The 23,870-nt window shown below is 70.6% G+C and carries 22 protein-coding genes; 10 read left to right on the top strand and 12 right to left on the bottom strand.

Annotated elements, in window-relative coordinates:
- Positions 1 to 2: 2 nt before the first annotated feature.
- Genes NCG93_RS14020 through NCG93_RS14010 form a run of 3 tightly spaced genes read left to right on the top strand, consistent with a single transcriptional unit; the run spans position 3 to position 3,057 of the window.
- Entirely contained in the window at positions 3 to 1,157 is a 1,155-nt protein-coding gene (locus NCG93_RS14020) for a heme/hemin ABC transporter substrate-binding protein (protein WP_194412052.1), read from the top strand.
- The gene (locus NCG93_RS14015) at positions 1,154 to 2,242 is read left to right on the top strand and encodes a FecCD family ABC transporter permease (RefSeq protein WP_194412053.1); all 1,089 of its coding nucleotides are present in this window, start codon (positions 1,154 to 1,156) and stop codon (positions 2,240 to 2,242) included. The genes NCG93_RS14020 and NCG93_RS14015 overlap by 4 nt, the downstream gene beginning before the upstream one ends.
- Positions 2,239 to 3,057 (top strand): heme ABC transporter ATP-binding protein, encoded by an 819-nt coding sequence (locus tag NCG93_RS14010; RefSeq protein ID WP_206687271.1) that lies wholly within the window; start codon positions 2,239 to 2,241, stop codon positions 3,055 to 3,057. The genes NCG93_RS14015 and NCG93_RS14010 overlap by 4 nt, the downstream gene beginning before the upstream one ends.
- 34 nt (positions 3,058 to 3,091) lie before the next feature.
- On the opposite strand, the gene NCG93_RS14005 is transcribed toward NCG93_RS14010, so the two are convergent.
- The gene (locus NCG93_RS14005) at positions 3,092 to 3,460 is read right to left on the bottom strand and encodes a sterol carrier family protein (RefSeq protein ID WP_194412055.1); all 369 of its coding nucleotides are present in this window, start codon (positions 3,458 to 3,460) and stop codon (positions 3,092 to 3,094) included.
- Positions 3,461 to 3,614: 154 nt separating this feature from the next.
- On the opposite strand from NCG93_RS14005, the gene purD reads away from it, so the two are divergent.
- On the top strand, positions 3,615 to 4,889 hold the full coding sequence (gene purD / locus NCG93_RS14000) for a phosphoribosylamine--glycine ligase (RefSeq protein WP_194412056.1): 1,275 nt from the start codon (positions 3,615 to 3,617) through the stop codon (positions 4,887 to 4,889).
- A 69-nt stretch (positions 4,890 to 4,958) separates the two neighbouring features.
- Here purD and NCG93_RS13995 read toward each other — a convergent pair whose 3' ends face one another.
- Positions 4,959 to 5,825, bottom strand: a complete 867-nt coding sequence (locus NCG93_RS13995) for a CPBP family intramembrane glutamic endopeptidase (protein WP_194412057.1) — start codon at positions 5,823 to 5,825, stop codon at positions 4,959 to 4,961.
- Between the two features lie 367 nt (positions 5,826 to 6,192).
- Between NCG93_RS13995 and lhgD the strand changes: the two genes are divergently transcribed.
- Entirely contained in the window at positions 6,193 to 7,488 is a 1,296-nt protein-coding gene (lhgD, locus tag NCG93_RS13990; RefSeq protein ID WP_194412058.1) for an L-2-hydroxyglutarate dehydrogenase, read from the top strand.
- Between the two features lie 188 nt (positions 7,489 to 7,676).
- On the opposite strand, the gene NCG93_RS13985 is transcribed toward lhgD, so the two are convergent.
- Positions 7,677 to 8,774: a fatty acid desaturase family protein gene (locus NCG93_RS13985; RefSeq protein WP_194412059.1), complete on the bottom strand. Its 1,098-nt coding sequence runs from the start codon at positions 8,772 to 8,774 to the stop codon at positions 7,677 to 7,679.
- Positions 8,775 to 8,903: 129 nt separating this feature from the next.
- Positions 8,904 to 9,062, bottom strand: a complete 159-nt coding sequence (locus NCG93_RS13980; protein ID WP_169583593.1) for a hypothetical protein — start codon at positions 9,060 to 9,062, stop codon at positions 8,904 to 8,906.
- 154 nt (positions 9,063 to 9,216) lie between these two features.
- Between NCG93_RS13980 and NCG93_RS13975 the strand changes: the two genes are divergently transcribed.
- Positions 9,217 to 10,119: a siderophore-interacting protein gene (locus NCG93_RS13975; protein WP_194412060.1), complete on the top strand. Its 903-nt coding sequence runs from the start codon at positions 9,217 to 9,219 to the stop codon at positions 10,117 to 10,119.
- 64 nt (positions 10,120 to 10,183) lie between these two features.
- Here NCG93_RS13975 and NCG93_RS13970 read toward each other — a convergent pair whose 3' ends face one another.
- Together NCG93_RS13970 and NCG93_RS13965 are read right to left on the bottom strand one after the other, a co-directional pair.
- The gene (locus NCG93_RS13970) at positions 10,184 to 11,803 is read right to left on the bottom strand and encodes a DHA2 family efflux MFS transporter permease subunit (protein WP_194412061.1); all 1,620 of its coding nucleotides are present in this window, start codon (positions 11,801 to 11,803) and stop codon (positions 10,184 to 10,186) included.
- Positions 11,800 to 12,420, bottom strand: a complete 621-nt coding sequence (locus NCG93_RS13965) for a PadR family transcriptional regulator (protein WP_194412062.1) — start codon at positions 12,418 to 12,420, stop codon at positions 11,800 to 11,802. Before NCG93_RS13965 ends, NCG93_RS13970 begins: the two co-directional genes overlap by 4 nt.
- 100 nt (positions 12,421 to 12,520) lie before the next feature.
- Between NCG93_RS13965 and NCG93_RS13960 the strand changes: the two genes are divergently transcribed.
- Both NCG93_RS13960 and NCG93_RS13955 read left to right on the top strand, forming a co-directional pair.
- On the top strand, positions 12,521 to 12,874 hold the full coding sequence (locus tag NCG93_RS13960) for a hypothetical protein (protein WP_194412063.1): 354 nt from the start codon (positions 12,521 to 12,523) through the stop codon (positions 12,872 to 12,874).
- A 68-nt stretch (positions 12,875 to 12,942) separates the two neighbouring features.
- On the top strand, positions 12,943 to 13,938 hold the full coding sequence (locus NCG93_RS13955; protein WP_194412064.1) for a phosphoribosylaminoimidazolesuccinocarboxamide synthase: 996 nt from the start codon (positions 12,943 to 12,945) through the stop codon (positions 13,936 to 13,938).
- A gap of 139 nt (positions 13,939 to 14,077) precedes the next feature.
- Here the strand turns inward: NCG93_RS13955 and NCG93_RS13950 are convergent, their stop codons facing one another.
- Together NCG93_RS13950 and NCG93_RS13945 are read right to left on the bottom strand one after the other, a co-directional pair.
- A complete protein-coding gene (locus tag NCG93_RS13950; RefSeq protein ID WP_194412065.1) occupies positions 14,078 to 15,655 on the bottom strand; it encodes a hypothetical protein in 1,578 nt (525 codons plus the stop codon).
- Complete coding sequence (locus tag NCG93_RS13945) at positions 15,637 to 16,509, bottom strand: ABC transporter ATP-binding protein (protein ID WP_241741547.1); 873 nt, start codon at positions 16,507 to 16,509, stop codon at positions 15,637 to 15,639. Before NCG93_RS13945 ends, NCG93_RS13950 begins: the two co-directional genes overlap by 19 nt.
- A gap of 160 nt (positions 16,510 to 16,669) precedes the next feature.
- On the opposite strand from NCG93_RS13945, the gene NCG93_RS13940 reads away from it, so the two are divergent.
- Both NCG93_RS13940 and NCG93_RS13935 read left to right on the top strand, forming a co-directional pair.
- Positions 16,670 to 18,001 (top strand): uracil-xanthine permease family protein, encoded by a 1,332-nt coding sequence (locus NCG93_RS13940; RefSeq protein ID WP_194412066.1) that lies wholly within the window; start codon positions 16,670 to 16,672, stop codon positions 17,999 to 18,001.
- Positions 18,002 to 18,269: 268 nt separating this feature from the next.
- Positions 18,270 to 19,109: a VOC family protein gene (locus NCG93_RS13935; protein WP_194413680.1), complete on the top strand. Its 840-nt coding sequence runs from the start codon at positions 18,270 to 18,272 to the stop codon at positions 19,107 to 19,109.
- Positions 19,110 to 19,277: 168 nt separating this feature from the next.
- Here the strand turns inward: NCG93_RS13935 and NCG93_RS13930 are convergent, their stop codons facing one another.
- The 4 genes from NCG93_RS13930 to NCG93_RS13915 all read right to left on the bottom strand — a co-directional run bounded on the left by NCG93_RS13930 (position 19,278) and on the right by NCG93_RS13915 (position 23,815).
- Positions 19,278 to 20,291 carry a LacI family DNA-binding transcriptional regulator gene (locus NCG93_RS13930; RefSeq protein WP_194412067.1) on the bottom strand — a complete coding sequence of 338 codons (1,014 nt, stop codon included), beginning with the start codon at positions 20,289 to 20,291 and terminating at the stop codon, positions 19,278 to 19,280.
- Between the two features lie 46 nt (positions 20,292 to 20,337).
- Positions 20,338 to 21,816 (bottom strand): glycoside hydrolase family 1 protein, encoded by a 1,479-nt coding sequence (locus NCG93_RS13925; RefSeq protein ID WP_194412068.1) that lies wholly within the window; start codon positions 21,814 to 21,816, stop codon positions 20,338 to 20,340.
- 65 nt (positions 21,817 to 21,881) lie between these two features.
- On the bottom strand, positions 21,882 to 22,790 hold the full coding sequence (locus tag NCG93_RS13920) for a carbohydrate ABC transporter permease (protein ID WP_194412069.1): 909 nt from the start codon (positions 22,788 to 22,790) through the stop codon (positions 21,882 to 21,884).
- Positions 22,787 to 23,815 carry a carbohydrate ABC transporter permease gene (locus NCG93_RS13915; RefSeq protein WP_194412070.1) on the bottom strand — a complete coding sequence of 343 codons (1,029 nt, stop codon included), beginning with the start codon at positions 23,813 to 23,815 and terminating at the stop codon, positions 22,787 to 22,789. The genes NCG93_RS13920 and NCG93_RS13915 overlap by 4 nt, the downstream gene beginning before the upstream one ends.
- Positions 23,816 to 23,870: the final 55 nt, after the last annotated feature.

Genomic DNA, 23,870 nt, shown 5'->3' with positions numbered 1-23,870 from the left:
TAATGTTTTCCTCCACCTCTCTTCACCGTGCCACCGGACGTCTTGCGAGCGGTATCGCACTGCTCGCGGCCGCCGTGATCCTGTCGGGCTGCGCGGCCGCCAGCGCCGACGCGGCCGACGCCGACTGCCCCGACGCCGACCGGCCTCTGGCGTCCCTCACCCTGGTCGGCGATCCCCGCGCGACGACGGGTCCATCGACCGCGTGCCTGGCGTCGCACGCGATCGAGGCCGTCGCCGCCGACGAGGCGCCGGAGCTGCCCGCGACCGTGACGGATGCCGAGGGCCGCGAGGTCGAGATCACCGATGTCAGCCGCATCCTGCCCGTCGACATCTCGGGCACGATCGCCGCGACGGTGTTCGGGCTCGGGCTGGGCGATGCTGTGGTGGGACGCGACTCGTCGACGTCGTTCGACGGCACCGACGACCTTCCGGTGGTGACGAAGTCGGGCCACACTCTCAACCCCGAGGCCATCCTCGAGCTCGCTCCGACGGTGATGCTGACCGACACCTCGATCGGCCCCAAGGAGGTGCGCCAGCAGCTCCGCGACGCCGGCATCGCCGTCGTGGTGGTCTCGAGCGAGCGGCGGGCCGACACCGTCTCCGAACTGGTCGGAGAGATCGCCGCGGCGCTCGGCGTTCCCGACCGGGGCGACGACCTGTCGGCCCGGCTCGACGCCGACGTCGCCGGCGCAGTCGCCGAAGTCGGTGCGATCGCGCCGGCCGCGGCATCCGATCGCCCCCGCATGCTCTTCCTCTACGTGCGGGGCAGCGCGAACGTGTATTACATCTTCGGCCGCGACTCGGGCGCGGACTCCCTCATCGAGGCCGTCGGCGGCGTCGACGTCGCGAGCGAGATCGGCTGGGAGGGCATGAAGCCGATGACCGCCGAGGCGCTCGCCGCCGCGCAGCCCGACGTGCTGGTGATGATGACGGACGGTCTCGCGTCGGTCGGCGGGGTCGACGGGCTGCTCGAGCGCATCCCGGCTCTGCAGCAGACTCCCGCCGGCGCGCATCGGCGAGTGGTCGATATGGCCGATGCCGAGATCCTGAGCTTCGGGCCGCGCACTGCCGACGTCATCCGGGCGCTCGCGCGAGCGGTCTATGCCCCGGCGCCGACACCCGCCGCGGCGACGCCGACCGAAGAACCCGCGTCGTGACGGCCGACGTCGCGACGGCGGAGGTGGTGACGGCGGTGCCCACGACGCACCGGGCTCGCCGATTCGCGATCGTCGTCGCGGCCCTCACCGCGGCGATCGCGGTCGTCGTGATCGTGTCACTCGGCCTCGGCCAGTACTGGCTGACGCCGACGCAGGTGGCGGGCGTGCTGCTGCAGGCGGTCGGCGTCGAGACGGCCTGGGCGCCCGACGCGCCGATGGCGGCGGGCGTGATCCTCGACATCCGGCTGCCCCGCATCGTGCTGGGGCTGCTGGTCGGCGCCGCCCTTGCGGTGTCGGGCGTGCTGATGCAGGCGATCTTCGGCAACCCGCTCGCCGACGCGGCGGTGGTCGGCGTCTCATCGGGCGCCGCGTTCGGGGCTGCCGCGAGCCTCACCTTCGGACTCGCCGTGTTCGGCATGTGGACCACCCCGGCCTTCGCCTTCGCCGGCGGGCTCGTCGCGGTGTTCTCCGTCTACCTCATCAGCCGGTCGGGCGGGCGCACCGAGGTCGTCACGCTGCTGCTCACCGGCATCGCGATCAACGCGATCGCGGGTGCCGGCCTCGCGTTCCTCACATTCCTCGGTACAACGGCGACGCGCGAGCAGATCGTGTTCTGGCAGCTCGGCAGTCTCAACGGCGCGCTGTGGCAGAACATCGCCCTCGTCGCCCCGCTGGTCGCCATCGGCGTCGCGGCAGCTGTCGCGGTCGCGCGTCGCCTCGACCTCTTCGCCCTCGGCGAGCGCACCGCACGCCACCTCGGCGTGCGGGTCGAGCTGCTGCGCGTCACGGTGATCGTGATGGTCGCGCTGCTGGTCTGCGCCGCTGTGGCTTTCGCCGGGATCATCGGATTCGTCGGGCTCGTCGTACCGCACCTGATGCGCATGGCGATCGGTCCGGCCCATCTGCCGCTCATGATCTCGAGCGCGCTCGGCGGGGCGCTGCTCATCGCCGTGGCCGACCTCATCGCCCGGACCGCCGTCCCCCTCGCCGATCTGCCGATCGGCATGATCACGTCGCTGGTCGGCGGCCCGTTCTTCCTCTGGCTGCTGCTGCGGACGCGCCGCCGGGCCGGAGGATGGGGATGAGCGGAACGGTCGCCACACCCTCGCCCGGCGCCGCGCCCGGCCCGGTGCGCCTCGCCGCCCGCGGCCTTACGGTGACTCCCGCCGGCGCGCCCGGACCGGTACTGGCGGACGCCGCGATCGATGTCCGCGCCGGTGAACTGCACGCCCTGGTCGGTCCGAACGGCGCCGGCAAGTCGACGCTGTTCGGCGTGCTCGCCGGTGACATCACGCCGGACGCGGGCGACGTGAGCCTCGACGGGACGCCGCTGAGCGGCATCCCTCCCCGTCAGCTGGCCCGGCAGCGCGCCGTGCTGCTGCAGCAGAACGCGGTGTCGTTCCCGTTCACCGTCGAGCAGGTGGTGCGGATGGGGCGAGCGCCGTGGGCGCGCACCGCCGCGGAGGACGACGACGACGCCGCGGTCGCCCGGGCACTCGAGGTCACCGACCTCGTGGGGCTCGCCGCTCGCGGCGTCACATCGCTGTCGGGCGGCGAGCGCGCACGGGCCGCGCTCGCCCGCGTGCTCGCGCAGGGGTGCGACGTGCTGCTGCTCGACGAGCCCACCGCGGCGCTCGACCTCAAGCATCAGGAGGACGTCCTGCGCATCGCCCGCCACCGCGCGGACGAGGGCGCCGCGGTCGCCGTGGTGCTCCACGACCTCAACGCCGCACTCGGCGTGGCGGATCGCGTGACGCTGCTCTCGCGGGGGCGGGTGGTGGCCTCCGGCGCACCGGCCGAGGTGCTCACGGCGAGCGCCATCGAGGAGGTCTACGGGCAGGCCGTCGACGTCTTCCCGCACCCCGGCACCGGCACGCCGGTCGTCATGCCCCGCCGCTGAGCTCCTCGATTAGGGACGCCGACGACGGCAGCCGTCAGGGACGCAGCGGGAGCAGGTCGGAGATATCGGCGCGCGTGCCCGAGGCGCTGATGCGGCCGGCGGCTGCCGCATCCGTCCACTGCTCGGCACCGGTCGCCAGCGCGATCCAGGTCGCAGGGTCGGTCTCGACCACGTTCGGCGGCGTGCCCCGGGTGTGCCGCGGCCCTTCGATGATCTGCACCGCGCCGAACGGCGGCACCCGCACCTCGACCGAGTTGCCGGGCGCCTTCTCGGCGAGCAGCTGCAGCAGATACCGCACCGCTGTCGCATTGTCGGTGCGGACGGGTGGGACGGATGCCGCGGCCGCCGCCGCAACGGCGCTCAGCGCGGCGCGGCCGTCGTCGATCGAGATCTTGCGTGCCACGCCCTCCACCGTACGCCGCCCAGAACTCCTCAGATCCGGCCGCGATCTCCGGCCTCCCGCGACGAACGCGCCGAAGCCGGCCGCGCTTGAGGAATTCGTGCAGCAGCGCGGCGCGACCCGAAACCCCGCGAAGCGCGTCGGTAGGCTGGAACGCGTGAAGATCCTGGTTCTCGGCTCGGGCGCGCGGGAGCACGCCATCATCCTGGCGCTGCGGTCGGAGGCGACCGAGCACGAGGTCTTCGCGGCTCCCGGCAACGCCGGCATCGGGCAGGACGCGCAGCTCGTCGCCCTCGATGTGAACGACCCCGCCGCCGTCACGATCTTCGCGAACGAGTACAACATCGACCTGGTCGTGATCGGCCCCGAGGCACCGCTGGTCGCCGGCGTCGCCGATGCGGTGCGCGAGCGGGGCATCCCCGTCTTCGGGCCGGGCAAGGCAGCTGCGCAGCTCGAGGGGTCCAAGGCGTACGCCAAGCGCATCATGGATGCCGCGGGCGTGCCGACGGGACGGGCCGTACGCGCGACGAACCGCGCGGAGGTCGAGGCCGCGTTCGACGCGCTCGGCGCCCCGTACGTCGTGAAGGCCGACGGCCTCGCCGCGGGGAAGGGCGTCATCGTCACGTCCGACCGCTCCGCGGCGCTCGCCCACGCCGATGACTACCTGCCGTCGGGTCCCCTGCTGGTCGAGGAGTTCCTCGCCGGTCCCGAGGTGTCGCTCTTCTTCCTCAGCGACGGCGACCACGTGCTGCCGCTCAGCCCCGCGCAGGACTACAAGCGCCTGCTCGACGGCGACGAGGGCCCCAACACCGGCGGCATGGGCGCCTACTCGCCCCTGCCGTGGCTCGACGGGAAGTTCGGCAGCGAGCGCGAGTTCGTCGACCTGGTCACGCGCGAGGTGGCCGAGCCGGTCATCCGCCAGATGGATGCCGAGGGCACGCCGTTCATCGGACTGCTCTATGCCGGGCTCATCCTCACTGACACGGGCGTCAAGGTCATCGAGTTCAACGCACGCTTCGGCGATCCCGAGACCCAGGTCGTGCTCCCCCGGCTCGTCGACCCGCTGTCGGAGCTGCTGCTGGCCGCGGCATCCGGTCATCTGGAGGATCTCCCCCGTCCCGCGTTCGCCGACGATGTCGCCGTGGCTGTTGTGCTCGCGAGCGAGGGCTACCCCGCGGCGCCGATCACCGGGCGCGCGATCACCGGTCTTCGCGAAGCGGCGACAGCGGACGGCGTGCACATCGCACACGCCGCGACCGCCGAGACCGACGGCGGTCTTGTCGCCACCGGCGGCCGCGTGCTCAACGTGGTCGCCGTCGCCACGACGTTCGCGCAGGCCCGCGAGCACGTCTATCGCGCGCTCGGCAAGATCCGGCTCGACGGCGGCCAGCACCGCACCGACATCGCCGCGCGGGTCGCCGAGGGACTCTGAGCCCGGTCGGTTCCACGAGCTTCAGAAGGACGGCGGGCGCCCCTGGATCAGGGGCGCCCGTCGTTCACGTCAGCGGTCGTAGGCCGGAGTGGGACCGCCGACGACGGTCGCGGCATCCGTGTCGGTCGTCACGCGCCCGCGGATGAAGATGATCGCCAGCAGGCCGACCAGAATGACGGGGATGTTCCCGAACCCCGCGATGGTCGCGAGCGGACCGTCGACGTGGTGGGTGCCCTGCAGGAAGATGCTGGGATCGGTGCTGGCGTGCAGCAGGATCGGCCAGATCAGGTTGCCCGTGACCCGCAGCGTGAGATACATGCAGATGCCGAACGCGAAGGTGTAGAGCAGCTGCAGGAGTGTGGCGAACAGCGACTGACCAGTGAGCAGGTTGCTGGCGTGCAGCACGGAGAACAGCGCCGCCGACACGAGCGCGACCGCGATCTCGGGGTGCCCCGCCTTGCGCATCAGGTTGACGACGTAGCCCCGCGTGAGCACCTCTTCGGCGAAGCCGATGCACAGGCCCGCCAGAAGCCACGCCGCCACGTAGCCGAAGTCGAGCTCGGCGTAATCGACGGTGGCGAAGCGGAGCACGTTGAACAGCAGCACGACGGCGACGGCGATCCACATCCATCCGCGGCCGCGGATCGGCTGAGGGCCGAACAGCTCTCGAAGCCAGCCCACCGACAGGGCGAACAGGACGAGGATCACCCCGCCGATGAAGATCGGGAGGGCGACGAAGAACAGCACGTATCCGGCGCTCTCGGTGTCGTCGATCGACGGTGCGATCGGGGCAAGCGCGAGCCCTGCGCCCTGGTAGAGCACGAAGTACCCCACGACGAGGATGAGCGCCCGCCACCATCCGCCCCGCTCCCAGAAGCGCTTCCACCTGTTCGTCCCGCCGGTACCGGTCACGGACTTCCCCTCGTCGTCTGCCATGTCTGAGTCCGACACTACGGGGTCGCGGCGCGGTTCCTCGGCGGTGGGGACGTCCAGCGGCGCCGGGCTACGAGATGGGAGCTCAGTCCTGGCCTCGTCATCGGCGAAAGCACCCGCGTTGCTGCCTCGCCACTCTCCTGCGAAGCTTGGTCGAACCACCTTCGCCGACTCCGGCATATGGCGGAGTCGTGATCGGAGGATCTGTGAGCGCGCTTTTCCACCCTCATCTCGACGAGGGCCGCTCCCCGACCGGTGCACAGGGCAAACCCGCCCGGCACGCGGAGACGCGCCGACTCCTCCACACTCGCCGACCCGGACGCCTTCACTCAGGCGTCGGAGTGGGTACCGCCACGGGGGCCGACTGTTGATGCCGGACGCAGGAACCGCCCGACGCACCGGGGTCATCGGCGGCGGGATCGTCGGGGTGGCTTTGGCGCGGGCGCTGAGTGCGCGTGGCGACGAGGTGACGGTGCTGGAGAAGGAGTCGCGGCTGTCGCAGCATCAGACCGGGCACAACTCCGGTGTCGTGCACGCCGGGCTGTATTACAAGCCGGGTTCGCTGAAGGCGACGCTGTGCGCGGCCGGGCGGATCTCGATCCGCGAGTTCTGCGAGGAGAAAGGGCTGCCGTACCGCGAGGTGGGCAAGCTCGTGGTCGCGGTCGACGAGTCGGAGCTCTCGGCGCTGGCGGAGATCGAGCGGCGTTCGCGGGAGAACGGCGTGCCGGATCTTGCGCGCATCGACGACGTCGCGCAGCTGCGGGAGATCGAACCGCACGTCGCCGGCGTCGCGGCGGTGCACTCGCCGCACACTGCGGTGGTGGACTACGCGTCGATCACCGAGGCGATGGCGCAGGACGTTCGCGTCGCGGGCGGCACGATCCGGCTCGGGCACGAGGTGACCGCGATGTCGCTGGAGAACGGCCGGGTACGGGTGGTGACGCCGGTGTCGGAGGACCTCTTCGACCGGGTGATCGTGTGCGCCGGTCTGCAGTCGGACGTCGTCGCCCGATTCGTCGGCGCCGACGAATCGCCCAAGATCCTGCCGTTCCGCGGCGAATATTGGGAGCTCGCTCCCGGGCGCACCGACCTGGTGAAGGGCATGATCTACCCGGTGCCCGACCCGCGGTTCCCGTTCCTCGGGGTGCACTTCACCCGCGGCGTCTACGACAACGTGCATGTCGGACCGAATGCCGTGCCGGCGCTCGCCCGCGAGGGGTACAACTGGCTGCAGTGGTCGGTGAAGGACACCGTCGAGTCCCTCCGCTGGCCGGGTGCGTGGCCGCTCGCGAAGCAGCACTGGCGGATGGGTGTCGACGAGATCTCCGGGTCGCTGATCAAGCCGCTGTACTTCCGCAAGGCACGCCGCTTCATCCCCGAGCTGCGCGCGTCCGACCTCACCCACAAGCACGGCGCCGGCGTTCGCGCGCAGGCATGGGGCCGCGCCGGCGAGCTCCTCGACGACTTCGCCGTCGACCAGGTCGGGCCCGTCACGCTGCTGCGGAACGCCCCCTCGCCTGCCGCCACCAGCTCGATCGCGATCGCCGAGTACATCATCGATCACTATCTCGGTGCTCCACGGGCGGACCCGTCCCCGGGTGCGGCGACGATCGGGCCGAGACCCAGGCGCACCCGCACGGGGACCGGGACGGAGCCGCCCTCCTGAATGAAGGCGGTCGGACTCTCTCCGCGGGTCCGTCCGAGGCCCTGCGTCGTCCGCGACCCGTCCCCCAACATCGGGTCGCGGACGACGCCTGAGCCGGCACTCCGGGCGGGAGATCGACCCGTCGTCCGCGACTCGACCCCACAGCAGGTCGCGGAGGACGCCCGAGCTCGCACCCGGCCCCAGGCCGGTCAGACCGCCTGCCGTTGCTGCAGCAGGGGGCATTCGAACGGGTCGCGCTCCCCGAGCCCGACCCGGTTGATGTAGCGCGTGACGATCCGGTACGACTCCCAGAGCCCTGTCTCGGTGTACTGCACGTCGTGAGCCGCGCAGTAGTCCCTGATCGCTCCGGAGGCCGTCCTCAGATGAGGACGCGGCATCGACGGGAAGAGGTGGTGCTCGATCTGGTAGTTGAGCCCGCCCATCGCCACGTCGAGCAGCCTGCTGCCCCGGATGTTGCGGCTCATCAGCACCTGTCTGCGCAGGAAGTCGACCTTCACCTCGGCCGGCACCAGCGGCATCCCCTTGTGATTGGGGGCGAAGGCCATTCCCATGTAGACGCCGAAGAGGCCCAGCTGCACCGCCAGGAAGACCGCCGCGATACCGGGCGACAGCACCAGGAACACCAGGGCGAGATAGCCGCCGATGCGCAGGACGAGGAAGACGATCTCGGCGCTGCGTCGACGCAGCGGCTCACGCGCGACGACGCGGCGCACGCTGGATGCATGGAGCGACAGGCCTTCGAGCAGCAGGATCGGGAAGAAGAACATCCCCTGATGGGCCATGACCCACGCCAGCCCGGGCCCGTACCTCTTGGCGCGCTGCTCGACCTGATCGCTCGTGAACGACACGACCGGCAGCTCGATGTCGGGATCGGAGCCGATCTTGTTCGGATTCGCGTGGTGGCGCGTGTGCTTGTGCTGCCACCAGCCGTAGCTCATCCCGACCAGCAGGTTGCCCAGCACCATCGACGTCCAGTCGTTCCAGCGTCCCGAGACGAAGATCTGCCGATGCGCGGCATCATGACCGAGCATGGCGATCTGTGTGAACAGGATCGCGAAACCTGCGGCCGTGAAGAGCTGCCACCAGGTGTCGCCGATCAGGAAGAACACGACAAGGGCTGCGGCGAGCACAACCACCGCGCCGACGAGCTTGGTCCAGTAGTACCCGTAGCGCCGGCGCATCAGACCGCTGGCGCCGATGATCTTGGCAAGGTCCGTGAAGTCGTTGCCCGCTCGGGGGGTTCGTGCCACCGTGGCGCGAACGCCTCCGGTGAGCTGGTCGGTCATGTGCTCGCCCCCGATCCTCCGGCCGCACGCGCGTGCGGTCCGCGGATGTCGGGGTCCGGGACGTCCCTATCGGTCAGGCTACGCCGATGTCACGCGCTGCGGCAGTGCCAGAACGCGTTCCAGGCGGGATCAGGTCTGGCGGCGGATGAAGCGCATCAGCCAGGCGATCACCGCGATGACGATGATGACGAGGCCGATCCAGAGGAGGAACTTCGCCGCTTCAATGAACACACCCAGCAGAAGCAGGACGATTCCGACGATGAGCAGGATCACTGCAAGTCCGGTCATGACACCATCGTGGCCGGATGCCGGCGCTCGGGCCAACCGCTTGACAACCGCACCTCGTCGGGATTAGGCCCATCTCAGCCTCGAGCAGCCCGTCCATAGCGTCGCGTGGTTTGCTGGAACGGGCGGCTCGTGCCGCCCCGGTGAGGAGAAGACCATGACGGATGCCCCGACCGCGACCTCCGCGCAGAGCCCCCGCGCTGCCCGGCCCGGCCCCGACCCGACCTCGCCCTTCTACCGCGCCGGCGGCCGCCACCGCTTCACGGCCCGCCGGGCGCGCGTCGTCTCGGTCGAGCAGGTCTCGCCGGTGCTGCTCCGTGTGCGCGTCGCCGGTCCGGAGTTCGCCGACTTCCAGAGCGGCGGACCCGCCGACCATGTGCGTGTGTTCTTCCCGGATCCCGAGACCGGTGATCTCGTCGCACCCACCGCCGCCGGCCCCGGTCAGGACGGCATCGTACGGCCGGAGGCCCCGATGCACGCCCGCGATTTCACGCCGCTGCGCGTGACCACGGCGGAGGCGGAGGTCGCTGTCGACCTGGACTTCTACCTCCACCCGTCGCCCGGTCCCGCCTCGCGCTGGGCGAGCGACGCGCGCGTCGGCGACGAGCTGGTGATCGTGGGTCCGCGCGGCTCGCAGGCGGCGCCCCAGGGCGCGGCCCGGCTCGTGCTCGTCGTCGATGAGACGGCCCTGCCCTCGGCGACCCGGTGGGCGGCCGAAGTGCCCGCCACCACGACGGTCGACCTCGTCGCGACCGCAGCGGACGGTGGCGCGTGGGTCGACGCGTACATCGCCGAGACGTCCGGCCGCACCGACGTGAGGGTGCACCGGCCCGACGCCGGCGACCCGGACGCGCTCGTCACGGCTCTCGACACGGTGGGCGTGGATGCCTCCACCTTCGTCTTCGCGGCGGGCGAGGCATCCGCTCTCATTCCCGTCCGCCGTCATCTGCGCCGCACGCTCGCACTGCCGGCCGAGCAGGTCTCGCTCAGCGGGTACTGGAAACGCGGCGCTGCCGGCTTCGATCACCACGCGCCGATCGACCCGTCCGACCCGGACTGAGCCAGGCGCCGAGGTCGCGATCCACCCGCTCGCCGGCGGCGAGCGGGTGGATCCGCGGTCAGGCTCAGTCGGCGGCGACCGCCGCGTTCGCGGCCTGCCAGTCCTCGGTCGACGTAGCCTTCGGCCGGCGAAGGAACAGCACCGCGACGACGCCGATCAGCATCACGGCCGCCGACAGCAGCACGGACTGCGCCATCGCCGTCGCGAAGGGCTCGGCGACGACCTCGGGCAGCGCGCCGGAGCCGAAGCTGCCACCGGCCGCGTCGGCGGCACCGGGGATGTTCGCCTCGATGCGGCTCTGCATGAACACCGCGATGGCGGCCGAGCCCAGCACCGAGCCGATGGTGCGCGTGGTGTTGTAGATGCCCGCACCGGCGCCCGCCTGCCGCGGAGCGAGGTTGCGAGTGGCGGTGGTCGCGAGCGGCCCCCACATGCCGGCGTTGCCGATGCCCATGATCAGCGATGGGATGAGGAACATCCAGATCGGCGTGTCGAGGTTCATCAGCACCGAGTAGAGGACGAGGGCACCGGCCACCAGCAACAGACCCGGAACGAGCAGCACCCGCGGGTCGGTGTGGTCGAGCCACCGGCCCGCGAGCGGCGAGAGCACGCCGGCCGCGACGGCCATCGGGATGAGGAGCAGCGCCGACTCCGTGGGCGTGAGCCCGCGCGCCAGCTGCAGGAAGAACATCAGCGGCAGCGACATGCTCGTGACGGTGAAGCCGACCGTCGAGATGCCGATGTTGGCGACGGAGAAGTTGCGGTCGCGGAACAGCTCCAACGGCACCAGCGCCTCGCTCTTGGTCTTCGCCTGCTGCCAGATGAACAGCCCCATCACGAGCACCCCCGCGATGATCAGCCCCCACACCGTGATCGGACCCCAGATGACGCCCCAGTCGTAGGTCTCGCCCTCCTGCAGTCCGAACACGATGAGGAAGAGGCCGATGGCGCTGAGGAAGACGCCGACGAGGTCGAACTTGTGCGGGTGCGTCTCGAGCTTGGGCACGAGGATCCACGCCAGCACGAAGCCCACGACGCCGACCGGCAGGTTGATGAAGAAGATCCACTCCCAGCCGAAGCCGTCGACGAGCAGGCCGCCGGCGAGCGGCCCGACGAGCATCGCGACGCCCGAGGTCGCGCCCCAGAGTCCCATCGCCGCACCGCGCTGGTTCGGCGGGAACGTGCGTGTGATGATCGCCATCGTCTGCGGCGTCATGAGCGCCGCACCCAGGCCCTGCACCGCGCGGAACGCGATGAGCGCGCCCAGCGTCGGCGACAGCCCGCACGCGAGCGAGGCGAGGGTGAAGACGGCGAGGCCGCCGAGGTACATGTACTTCGGGCCGAACCGGTCACCGAGCCGCCCGGTGATGAGCAGCGGCACCGCGTAGGCCAGCAGGTAGGCGGAGGTGACCCACACCACGTTGTCCAGGTTGTTGGTGTCGGGGTCGAGCGCGGCCTTGATCGCCGGGTTGGCGACCGAGACGATCGTCGTGTCGACGAGGATCATGAAGAACCCGATGACGAGGGCCCAGAGGGCCGGCCACGGGCTGCGGGGCTTGTGTCCGGCGGCGTAGGCACCGGTGGGCGGGTGTGCCGCCGAGGCGGTCCCGGATGCCGCGCCCGCGGCGCGGGTGGCTTCCGGGCCGCGTGCCCCGGTTGCTGAGCTTGTCGATGCGTCGGTCACTGGCGTGCTGCCTTTCTCTGGGCGAAATAGCGTTCCGAGGGCGTCACGTCAGGACCCCAGGGGAAATCGGGAGCGGCGATACGCGGAAGCGTCGCGTCCATCCAGGCCAGCTCGGCCTGGAGCAGCGCCTCTTCGCGGCCGAGCTCGAGGAGATACTGTTCCGGCACGCCCTTGCCGACGGCGTGGCGGCGGCCGGTGGCCAGGGAGTCGAGGGCGTCCGCGAGCGCCGCTCGGCGCGCGTCGAGCAGAGCGACCGCCTCCTCGCGAGCGAGGCCGTGCGCCTCCGCGAGCGCGACGCGGAACTCGGCTGGGCGATCGACGCGCGAGAGCTCTCGGCGCACCCATTCCAGCACCGCGGCGGCTCCGGCATCCGTCTGCGTGTAGGTGGTGCGCTCGGGGCGATTGCCGTCGCGGTCCACGCCGACCTCGGCGATGAGCCCCGCACGCTCGAGGCGCGCGACCGTGTGGTAGACCGTGCCGTTCGTGATGGTGACCAGGCGGTCGTCCCGGCGCAGGTGCATGAGCCGGATCATCTCGTACGGGTGCATGTCACCCTCGCTGAGGAGGGCGAGCACGGCCACCCCGAGCGGGGTCAGGCGTGCGACAGCGTCCGTCACAGTGATCCTCCATGTCAATTAGTCCACATGGACTATACCTCTCGAATCGGGATGCCGTCACCCCTCGTGCGATGTCACAGGGGCGTCGTACCGTGAGGGCATGGCAGACAAGGCCGTCGTGCGCCGCCAGAAGTTCCCGGAGTCCTACGCGATCTTCGACCCGATCGTGGCGGAATGGACCGCGCGCCCCGACGTCGCCCTGGGGGCGATGTTCGGCTCGGAGGGTCTGAACGTCCGCGGCAAGGTGTTCGCCTTCGTGACCTTCGCGGGCGAGCTGATGGTCAAGCTGCCCGAGAGCCGCGTCGGCGAGCTGGCGGAGGCCAACGAGGCGCAGCCGGCGGTCATGCGGGGCAGGCCGATGCGCGAATGGGCGACCGTGGGGACGGATGCCGCGGACCTGTGGGCCCCGCTCGTCGCAGAGGCCTTCGCGCACGTAGACGCGATGACCCCGTGACCCGATCACGCTGACCCGACCCGGAGGATCACGCGCCCACCCGTCATCCGCGACCGCCAGCCGGGATAATGGGGCGGGTGACGGCTACCCCCACCCCCACGACCGAGTTTCCCGGCTGGCGCCACGCGTACTCCGGCAAAGTGCGCGACCTCTACGTCCCGGCCGACGCTTCGACAGGCTCAGCGCCCGAGGGCGGCGACCCCGCGCGGCTTCTGGTCGTGGCCAGCGATCGCGTCAGCGCATTCGACCACGTGCTCTCGCCCGGCATCCCGGGCAAGGGCGAGCTGCTCACCACCCTCAGCCTCTGGTGGTTCGACCAGCTGGCGGGCGCCGACGGCGGGCGCAGCATCCCGAATCATCTCGCCGCATCGCACACCCTCACGCTGGGCGCCGACGGCGAGGCCAACACCGCCGACGACCTCCAGAGCCTGATCCCGGATGCCGTCATCGGGCGTGCGATGGTCGTGAAGAGTCTCGACATGCAGCCGATCGAGTGCGTCGTCCGCGGGTACCTCACCGGCTCGGGGTGGTCGGAGTATCGCGAGAGCGGCACCGTGTGCGGGATCACGCTGCCGGACGGCCTGTCGAACGGCGATCGGCTGCCCGAGCCGATCTACACGCCCGCCTACAAGGCGCCGATGGGCGAGCACGACGAGAACATCTCGTACGAGCGCACCGTCGAGCTCGTCGGCGCCGAGCGTGCGGCTGAGCTGCGCGACCTGTCGCTCGAGATCTACGCCCGCGCCGCTTCGACGGCCGAGGCGCACGGCGTGATCCTGGCCGACACCAAGTTCGAGTTCGGGCTCGACGAGAACGGCGTGATGACCCTCGCCGACGAGGTGCTCACCAGCGACTCGTCACGGTACTGGGATGCCGCGGCCTGGGCCTCGGGCACCACCCCCGACGAGCGCATGGCGAGCTTCGACAAGCAGATCGTGCGCAACTGGCTCGCCGCGAACTGGCCCGCGCCGCGCGAGGGCGAGCCGCCGGCGCTTCCCGCCGACATCGTCGCGCGCACCACCGCGCGCTACCGCGAGCTGCTCGAGCGCCTCACCGGCGCCTGACCTCCGGCCGCGGCAATACCGGGCCAGGGGCGCTCCGTTCCGGATCCCGGTCGTTGAGCGAGCGGGACGATGCCGGTCGTTGAGCGAGCGGGACGATGCCGGTCGTTGAGCGAGCGAGGAACGAGCGAGACGAAACGCGTCAGGCGTTCTTCATCGCCTTGAGCCGTGAGAGCAGCACCGGCGCCGTGGTGTCCAGTGCGCGGCCGCCGATCAGGATGCCGCCGACGAGCACAGCGGTGCCGACGACGATCCCGACCGCGCACGCGAACCAACTGAGCGTCGCGTTCTGCGTGAAGTAGCCGATCAGGCCGACGATCACGACGGGTGCCGACAGCACCAGCGCGACCAGCCAGATGCCGAAGAACGCCATGCCCTGCAGGAACGTCGTGCCGGGCACCCGCTTGAACGGGTTGTCGCCGGAGGCGGACACGGGCACCACCAGGTGCGCCGAGGTGACCGCGCACACTCCGTAGCAGGTGAGCAGGATGCCCACGGACATGCCGAGGATGCCAGGGAACTGCTCCCACTCGCCGGACAGGGCGATCGGCACGATCACGGCGAGCAGCACCAGGGGCAGCGCCACCGCGGCGGCGGCGAGACTGCGGCCGATCCGGTCGGCGCGCCCCGGGGCGCCCGTGATGAGCTCGGTGCCGAACGCCGTGCCGTCGTACGAGATGTCGGCGTACACGACGATGCCGATCACGATCGCGATGATCGGACCCGAGAAGGTCAGCGCGATCAGCGGGTCGCCGTCGCGGGCGTAGAACCACAGCAGCACGGGCACCAGCGGCGCGCCGATGAGCTGGCGCAGGTAGCGCGGGTCGCGCGTCCAGTAGGTGACCGCGCGCGCGAAGACGGCGCCCGCAGCACCGGTGGGCACCCGGCCGAACCAGCCGATGGAGCCGGCGCGCACCGGGGCTGCCGACGTCTGGCGAGGGTGTGCCAGCGACCTTCCGAGCGACGCCTTCCACACCAGCCAGAGCACCGCGAGCGTCACGAGGGCGATCAGGAGCTTGGCGGCCGCCCCCGCGAGATCACCCGCTGCGGCAGCCGCCGGGACGGCCCACGCGGCACCGAGCGGCGTCCAGCCCAGCACCGGGATCGTCGACGCCAGCGTGTCGACGTTCACCGCGAAGCCGGTCGCCACCCCGGCGATGATCGGCCCGGCCAGGATGAGCGGGATGAAGACGACGATGCCCGCGGCCTCGCGGAAGCGGCGGCCTCCGCCGAGCCCGGAGGCGAGCGAGGCGACCGTGCGCGACGCCACGACGGCGGTCAGCACGGCCAGCGGCGTGCTGACGAGCCAGCCGACGATCGCCGCCGGCCAGTGCACCCAGGTGGCGATCGTCGCGATCGCCGCGGCGGAGGTGATGATGCCCGGGATGCCGCAGACCCCCGCGAACGTGAGAGCGACCATCATGCGCGACAGCGACATCGGGAACACCACGAGCCGAGCCGGATCCAGCGTGGTGTCCACGCCGAAGGCGACCAGCGGCACGAGGGCCCACCCCAGCGTCACCACCGAGCCGACTCCGACGATCACGCTGCTCGCCAGCGGCAGCGTGCCGAAGCCGAGCAGCACCAGCCCCACGGCGATGCCGACCAGCAGGCCGAGGCCGTACAGGGCGCCGAAGATGAAGCCGACGAGCTGCCACGGGCTCCGCGCGAGCTGATTGCCGAGCACCCGGAAGCGCAGCCTCAGGAGCGTCGCAACCATTCCGGCCCTTCCGTGTGGCGGCGGCCCCCGACGAGCTCGACGAAGCGGTCCTGCAGCGACTGCCCGGCCCGCACGTCGTCGACGCGCCCGGCGACGAGCAGGCGTCCCGCGGCGACGACCGCGACGTGGTCGCACATGCGCTGCACGAGGTCCATCGAGTGGCTCGAGACGATCACCGTGCCACCGCCGGCGACATAGCTCGTCAGGATGTCCTGGATGTTCGCGGCCGACACCGGGTCGACCGACTCGAACGGCTCGTCGAGCACGAGCAGCCGCGGCGCGTGCACGAGCGCGCACGCGAGCGCGATCTTCTTGGTCATGCCCGCCGAGTAGTCGACGACCATCGTGCCCGCGGCATCCGTCATATCCATCAGTGCCAGCAGGTCCGTCGTGCGGCGCCCGATCTCATCGTGCGGGATGCCGAACAGCAGGCCGTTGTAGGTGACGAGCTGCTCGCCGGTGAGCCGGTCGAACAGCTTGACGCCGTCGGCGAGGTTTCCGAGCATCGCCTTGGCGGTGACGGGATCACGCCAGACGTCGACCCCGTGCACCAAGGCCTGGCCCGCGTCGGGTGCGAGGAGACCCGTCGCCATCGACAGTGTCGTGGTCTTGCCGGCGCCGTTGGGCCCGACGAGCCCGTAGAACGACCCGGCCGGCACCCGCAGGCTCAGATCCTCGACCGCCACCTTCTGGCCGAACCGCTTGTGCAGGCCGCGGAGCTCCAAGGCCGCCGGCGCTCCGTCCGCGGCAGGGACACCGGCGCTCGCCGGAGCAGCGTACGCCGCAGGTACGCCCGCGCTCGCAGGTGCGGGCGCCGGACCCGGGGCGGCCGGAGGCGGGGAGGTCGGGGGCATCGCTGGATCGGTCACATCTCTCCGTCACATCGGTTTCGCACGCGTCGGCGCCGGGGGCGTCATACCAGCCTCTCGGATGCCGCGCCGCCAGGGCAACTCGCAGCCCGCCGGCGCTCGCTAGGGTGATGCTCGCACCATCCCCCGAGCGCAAGGAGCGCACATGCCAACGTGGACCATTCACGGCAACGGCCGGACCGTCGAACCCGGCAAGGTGGTGAAGCCCGACGAGCGTCTGAACTGGCCCGCCACCGTCGCGATCGGCGCGCAGCACGTCATCGCCATGTTCGGCGCCACGTTCCTCGTGCCGGCGATCACCGGCTTCCCGGTCTCGACGACGCTGCTATTCTCGGGCATCGGAACGCTGCTGTTCCTGCTCATCACGAAGAACCGGCTCCCCAGCTACCTCGGCTCATCGTTCGCGTTCATCGCGCCGGTGACCGCCGCCACCGCCTCGCAGGGCATGGGCTCGGCGCTCGCGGGCATCGTCGCTGTCGGCGTGCTGCTCGCAGCGGTCGGCTTCATCGTCCAGTTCGCCGGCCTCGGCTGGATCGAGAAGCTCATGCCGCCGGTCGTCGCCGGTGCCATCGTGGCGCTCATCGGCTTCAACCTCGCACCCGTCGCGTGGACGAACTTCCAGCAGGCGCCGATCACCGCCACCATCACGCTCGTGGCCGTGATCCTGTTCAGCGTGCTGTTCCGCGGCTTCCTGGGACGCATCTCGATCTTCCTCGGCGTGATCGTCGGCTACGTCGTCGCACTGCTGCGCGGTGAGGTCGACTTCAGCGCCGTCGACGAGCTCGTCGCGAGCGGGCAGTGGGTGGGCCTCCCGACCTTCGCGTTCCCGACGTTCGGCGACCCGGGCACCTGGAGCGTCATCGCGATGTTCCTCCCCGTGGTGCTCGTGCTCATCGCCGAGAACGTCGGCCACGTGCGCGGCGTCGCGACGATGACGGAGTCCTCCGTCAACCAGTACACCGGCCGTGCACTCATCGCCGACGGCGCCGCCACGGTGCTCGCGGGCAGCTTCGGCGGCTCGGGCACGACGACGTACGGCGAGAACATCGGCGTCATGGCGGCGACCCGCGTGTACTCGACCGCCGCGTACTGGGTCGCGGGACTGTTCGCCATCCTGCTGTCGCTGTCGCCGGTCGTGGGCGAGGTCTTCAACTCGATCCCTGCCGGCGTGCTCGGCGGGGTGACGACCGCGCTGTACGGTCTCATCGGCATCATCGGCATCAAGATCTGGGTCGACAACCGCGTCGATTTCTCGCGCCCGGTGAACCAGTACACCGGCGCCGTCGCGCTCGTCATCGCGATCGCCGGTTTCACCATGCAGTGGGGCGACTTCCAGCTCGGCGCGATCGTGATCGGCGCGGCGGCAGCCCTGCTGATCTACCACCTCGGCAACGCCATCGCCCGCTGGCGCAAGACCGGCGCCGACGACGGCGGCCCCATCCCCGCGGTGGGTCAGCTGGGCGGCGACCCGCAGTAGCCGGACAGCGGATGCCGCCACCCCGGCCGTCGAGTCGACCCCGGGTGGCGGCATCCGTCGTCCTTCTCGGGTTTGGGGCGCACGGCGGCCGTTCGGGGCGTGCCGCGCGCGCCCCGAACGGTCGCGGCGCGCCCCAAACCCAGATGACCCCGGGGCCTCCGGGCCACCTGGAGCCATCGGGCGGGGGAATGAAGGGCGGAGGCGAGAGGTTCTCATTCATGTGAATGCAGAACTCGCGGTGCCCGACCGTCTCGCCGCCGACACCTCGATGGGAGCCGTCACGCTCCTCGTGGGCGACCTCGACGGCATGACGGCGTTCTACCGCGACGTCATCACGCTCGAGGTGCTCGCGGCCGACGGCGACGAGGTCGTGCTCGGCCGCGGCGGCCGCGCCGTCGTGATGCTGCGCCACGAGCCGGCGCTGCGCCATGCGGCGCCGGGCGCGGCGGGCCTGTTCCACACCGCGATCCTCTTCGAGACCCAGGAGGCCCTCGCCGCCGCGCTGTACAGCGTCGCCCAGCACGCGCCGCAGACCTTCACCGGCTCGGCGGATCACCTGGTCAGCCAGGCCTTCTACCTGACGGATCCCGAGGGGAACGGCGTCGAGCTGTACTGGGACCGCGCCCGCACCGAGTGGTCGTGGACCCACGGCAGCATCGAGATGGCGACCCTCTACCTCGATCCCAACACCTTCCTGCGCGAGCATCTCACCGAGCGAGCCTTGAGCGGCGCGAGCGGGCAGGACGCGGCATCCGTCGGTCATGTGCACCTGTCGGTCGGCGACGTCGCGAGCGCGCGGGCGTTCTATGTCGACGCACTCGGGTTCGATCAGACCGTCGCGATGGGCGATCAGGCGCTGTTCGTGAGCGCCGGCGGGTACCACCACCACATGGCGATGAACGTGTGGAACTCGCGCGGCGCGGGACCGCGGATGCCGGCGCTCGGCCTCGGCCGGGTGGATCTGTCGCTGCCCGACGCCGACGCGCTCGGCGCACTCGCCGAGCGTCTGCGGCACCACGGCCTCGAGGTGCGCGACGACGGCCGCACGCTGTCGTTCGACGACCCCTGGCGCAACCTCCTGCACGCCACCGTTCCCGGCCGCGGCTGACCGGAGCCGTCCCGCGCCCGGCGATCCGGCCGGCGGATTCACCTCGGATTCGCCGAGACAGGCGAATCCCGGCGAGCCAGGGGGCGTCGCCCCCGGTTTCGGCGCGAATCCCCCGTCTCGACGAGACCACGGGCCCGAGGGCCCGCCGGAGCCCGCGGAAACGCGGCGCTAGACGGACTCGCGGACGACGAGCTCGGTCTCGAGGATCGTGACGTGACGCGGATGCCGCCCCGCGAGCAGATCGATCAGCACCGACGCCATGCGCTCCCCCTGCTGGAACGACGGCTGGCGCACCGTCGTCAGCTGCGGAGTGACCGACGTCGCCACGGGTGAGTCGTCGAAGCCGACGATGGCGATGTCCTCCGGGACCCGGAGCCCCGCCCCGGCGAGCACCGTGAGGACGCCCCGCGCCATCAGGTCGCTCGCGACGAACAGCGCGTCGGGCTGTGCGCCCGTCGCGAGGATCCGCCGCATCGCGTCGGCGCCGCCGTCGGCGGTGAAGTTGCCGTCCTCGATGGCGATCTCGTCGAGCTCCCACGCCGCGAGCGCGTCGCGGTAGCCCTGCAGCCGGTCGATGCCGGCGGGCATGTCGCGCGGACCGGTGATCGTGGCGATGCGACGCCGCCCGCTCTCGATGAGGTACACCGTTGCGTCGTACGCCCCTCGCACGTTGTCGACGTCGACGTAGTAGTCGCGCTCGCGCTCGCGCACCGGCCGGCCGCCGTAGACGACCGGCACGACGCTGGCGATGCGGTCGATGAACGTGTCACTGGTGTGATGCGAGACCACCACGGCGCCGTCGACGGCGCCGCTGCGGACGTAGCTGGTCGTCTTGTCGCCCGGGTCGTCGCTCGCGATGAACAGGTTGAGGACGTAGTCCGAGCGGCTCAGGCGGGAGTTGATGCCCGAGACGATGGCGGCGAAGAAGGGGTCGCCGAAGAATCTCGTGGTGTCTTCGGGAACGATGAGCGCGACGGCGTGGGTCTTCTGGCTCGCCAGCGACCGCGCGGCCCGGTTGGGGACGTAGTTGAGATCGGCGATGGCGCGCTTGACCGACTCCAGGGCCTCGGGGCTGACAGCCGTCGAGCCGTTCACGACGCGCGACACGGTGGAGCGGGAGACGCCCGCCGCGGCGGCGACTTCTTCGATCGTGACAGCCGATCGGATGATCTCGGTGCTCATCTGTCCTCCTCCCGAATGCTACGGCCCGACGTGAGGGCCGGGGCCGCTACGGCGTGGTGGCCGCCGCGCGGGCGGACTCCAGGTCGAGGGCACGTGCGCCGATGATCCGGCGGTACTCGAGGGCGCTGTCCTTCGGCGTGCGCTCCTGCGTGTCGTAGTCCACGCGCACGATGCCGAACCGCTTCTCGTACCCCCACGCCCACTCGAAGTTGTCGAGCAGCGACCAGTAGAAGTATCCCCGCACATCGACGCCGGCCTCGGCCGCGTCGAGGATCGCCCCGAGGTGGCCGCGCAGGAACTCCACGCGATCCGCGTCGTGGACGCGCTTCTCGCCGCCGTCTACGACGAGCTCGTCGTCGTACGCCGCGCCGTTCTCGGTGACGTAGAGCACCGTGCCCGCAGGCTCGGCGTACTCGTCCCACACCCGGTGCAGCAGGGTGGTGAGCCCCTCGGGCTGCACCTCCCACTGCATGGGCGTGCGCGGCAGCCCGCGCTCGTGCCAGAAGATGCCCTCGTGCGAGGGGAACGGCGAGTGGCCGGGGCGGTCGGTCGGGGCGTCGCCGCCGATCGGCGGGTTGACGGGCTCGTGACCGCCGACGTACTCGCCGTGGTAGTAGTTGACGCCGAGCGTGTCGATCGGCGTCGCGATCGTCTCGAGGTCGCCCGGACGGACGGCGGACTCCCACGCGGCGACGGCTGCGGCATCCACCTTCCGGATGTCCTCGACGATGTCGGCGGGGTACTGCGCACGGAAGATCGGGTCGAGGAACCACCGGTTGAACTGGCCGTCGATGCGACGGGCGGCGTCGGCGTCGGCGGGGTCGTTCTCGTCGACCGGCTCGGCGACCGTGAGGTTGAGCGTGATGCCCAGCTTCAGCGACGAATCGCGCGCCCGCAGCTCGCGGACGGCCTGCCCGTGGCCGAGCAGCAGGTGGTGCGCGGCGAGCACGCCCTCTTCGACGCTGTAGTGGCCCGGCGCGTGGATGCCGGCGGTGTAGCTCAGGAACGACGAGCACCACGGCTCGTTCAGCGTCGTCCAGACGTTCACCCGATCGCCCAGCGCGTCGTGCATCGTCAGCGCGTACTCGGTGAACAGGTCCGCGGTGTCGCGGTTCGCCCAGCCGCCCTTCTCCTGCAGTGCCTGCGGAAGGTCCCAGTGGTAGAGCGTCAGCCATGGCAGGATGCCGGCATCCAGCAGCTCATCGGCCAGTCGCTTGTAGAAGTCGACGCCCTGGGGATTGACCGCCCCGCCGTCGGGCCGCACGCGCGACCACGACGTCGAGAAGCGATACGTCTGCAGCCCCAGGTCCTTCATGAGCGCCACGTCGTCCGCGTAGCGGTGGTAGTGGTCGCACGCGACATCGCCGTTGTCGGCGTTGATGACCGCGCCCGGAACCCGGCTGAACGCGTCCCAGATGGAGTCGCGGCGGCCGTCCTCGTGGGCGGCTCCCTCGATCTGGTACGCAGCGGTGGCGGCGCCGAACAGGAAGTCCGAGGGGAAGGCGCGCGGGATCGCGGTCGTCATGAGGGGAGGGTCCTCTCTGGATGCATTGAATTCAGGATGACTGAGGCCGCGCCGAGGCGGTAGGCCTAGCCCTTGACGGCACCGGCCATGATTCCACTGACCAGCTGCTTGCCCGCGAAGGCGAACAGGATGAGCAGCGGGATCGTGGCGAGCAGCACGCCGGCCAGAACGATGGAGTAGTCGACGAAGTAGTTGGACTGCAGCAGCGACAGCGCGACGGGCAGCGTGGGGCTCTGCCGGTCCAGCACGATGAAGGGCCAGAAGAACTGGTTCCAGGCGCCGACGAAGGTGAAGAGGAACAGCATGGCCGCCGCGGGGCGGGCCGCGGTGACGCCGACCGTCCAGAACGTGCGGATCATGGATGCCCCGTCCACGCGTGCCGCTTCGATGAGCTCGTCCGGCACGGTCTGCGACAGGTACTGCGTCATCCAGAACACCCCGAATGCGCTGGTCAGCGCGGGGACGATGATGGCACCGATCTGGCCGGTCCAGCCCAGGTCGGAGAAGAGCAGGTACAGCGGCACCACGCCGAGCTGCATGGGCACGGCCATGGTGGCGACCACGAAGGCCAGCAGCCACTTGCCGCCCGGGAAGCGGAGCTTCGCGAACGCCCAGCCGGCGAGCGTCGAGAAGATGACGACGGATGCCGCGATCACGGTCGAGCTGAAGATGGAGTTCCAGAGCGCCAGCCAGAAGTTGACGGCGGGGTCGTTGACGACGGCCAGAGCGTTGGCGATGAAGTTGCCGCCGGGCAGCCACGACATGTTGGGGTTGTTGATGGTGCTGGCGTCGCCCGAGCCGATCAGGAACGACCAGTAGTAGGGGAAGATCGCCGAGACGATGACGACGCCCAGGCCGATGTAGACCCAGAACCCGGCGCGGACGCCGCGGATCTTGGTCGTGCGACGGCTGCCGCGCGCGTTCGGGAGGTTCTCCTCGACGACGGCGAGAGGCGGGGTGCTGATTGCGCTCACTGCTGGGCTCCCTTCCGGCGACGGCGACGCTGGATGACGCCGCGACCGCCCTCGTCGCGCACGAGGCGACGGGTGATGCCGAGGTTGATCAGTCCGATGGCGAGGATGATGATGAACAGGATCCATGCCAGGGCTGCGGCGCGGCCGAAGTTGAACTCGCCCCAGCCGATGTTGTAGAGGTACAGCGTGATCGTGAGCCACTGGCCGGCTGCGCCGCCGCGACCGGTCTGGTCGAACATGCGCGGCTCGTCGAAGATCTGCAGTCCGCCGATCGTCGAGGTGATGATCACGAAGATGAGCGTCGGCTTCAGCGACGGCAGCGTGATGCTCCAGAACTGGCGGAACGCGTTCGCGCCGTCGACCGTGGCGGCCTCGTAGTACTCCCGGGGAACGGCCTGCATGGCGGCGAGGAGGATGAGGGCGTTGTAGCCGGTCCAACGGAAGTTGACCATCGTGGCGATGGCGATGTGGCTCCAGAACGGGTCCTTGTGCCATGCGATGGGGTCGAGCCCGATGCTGGTGAGGATGTTGTTCACGAGGCCGTGGTTGTCGCCGAACATGTTGCTGAAGATGAGCGCGACGGCGACCGGTGCCATGACGTACGGGAGCAGGACGCTCATCCGCCAGAAGGTCTTGGCCCGGATGTTGCGGTCGAGCATCGCCGCGATGAACAGCGCGAGGATCAGCTGCGGCACCGACGACAGCAGGAAGATGCTGAACGTGTTGCGCAGGGCCACCCAGAAGTCGGCCTGCGACAGGATCCAGATGTACTGGTCGAAGCCGACGAACGTGCCGGAGTTGCGGACGAGGTCCCACTCCTGGAAAGAGATGACCGCCGTGTAGACGATCGGGAAGAGTCCCACGATCGCGAACAGGATGAAGAACGGCGAGATGTAGAGGTAGGGCGAGAACTTCAGATCCCAGCGGCTCACGCGGTGGGAGAAGGACAGGACGCGCGGGACGCGTTCGGGTGTGGGCCGATCGGCCGGCCCCGATGCCGTGGGGCGGGTTGCGGTCGAGGTCACCGGGGGGCTCCGATCCGGATGGAGAGGTGGGCGCTGGGGGGAGTGCGTGCGGGTC

The sequence above is a fragment of the Microbacterium yannicii genome (genome assembly GCF_024055635.1).
Lineage (GTDB): Bacteria > Actinomycetota > Actinomycetes > Actinomycetales > Microbacteriaceae > Microbacterium > Microbacterium yannicii.
The sequence above is the reverse complement of the archived record's forward strand: the minus strand, read 5'-3'. Positions and strand labels throughout refer to the sequence as shown.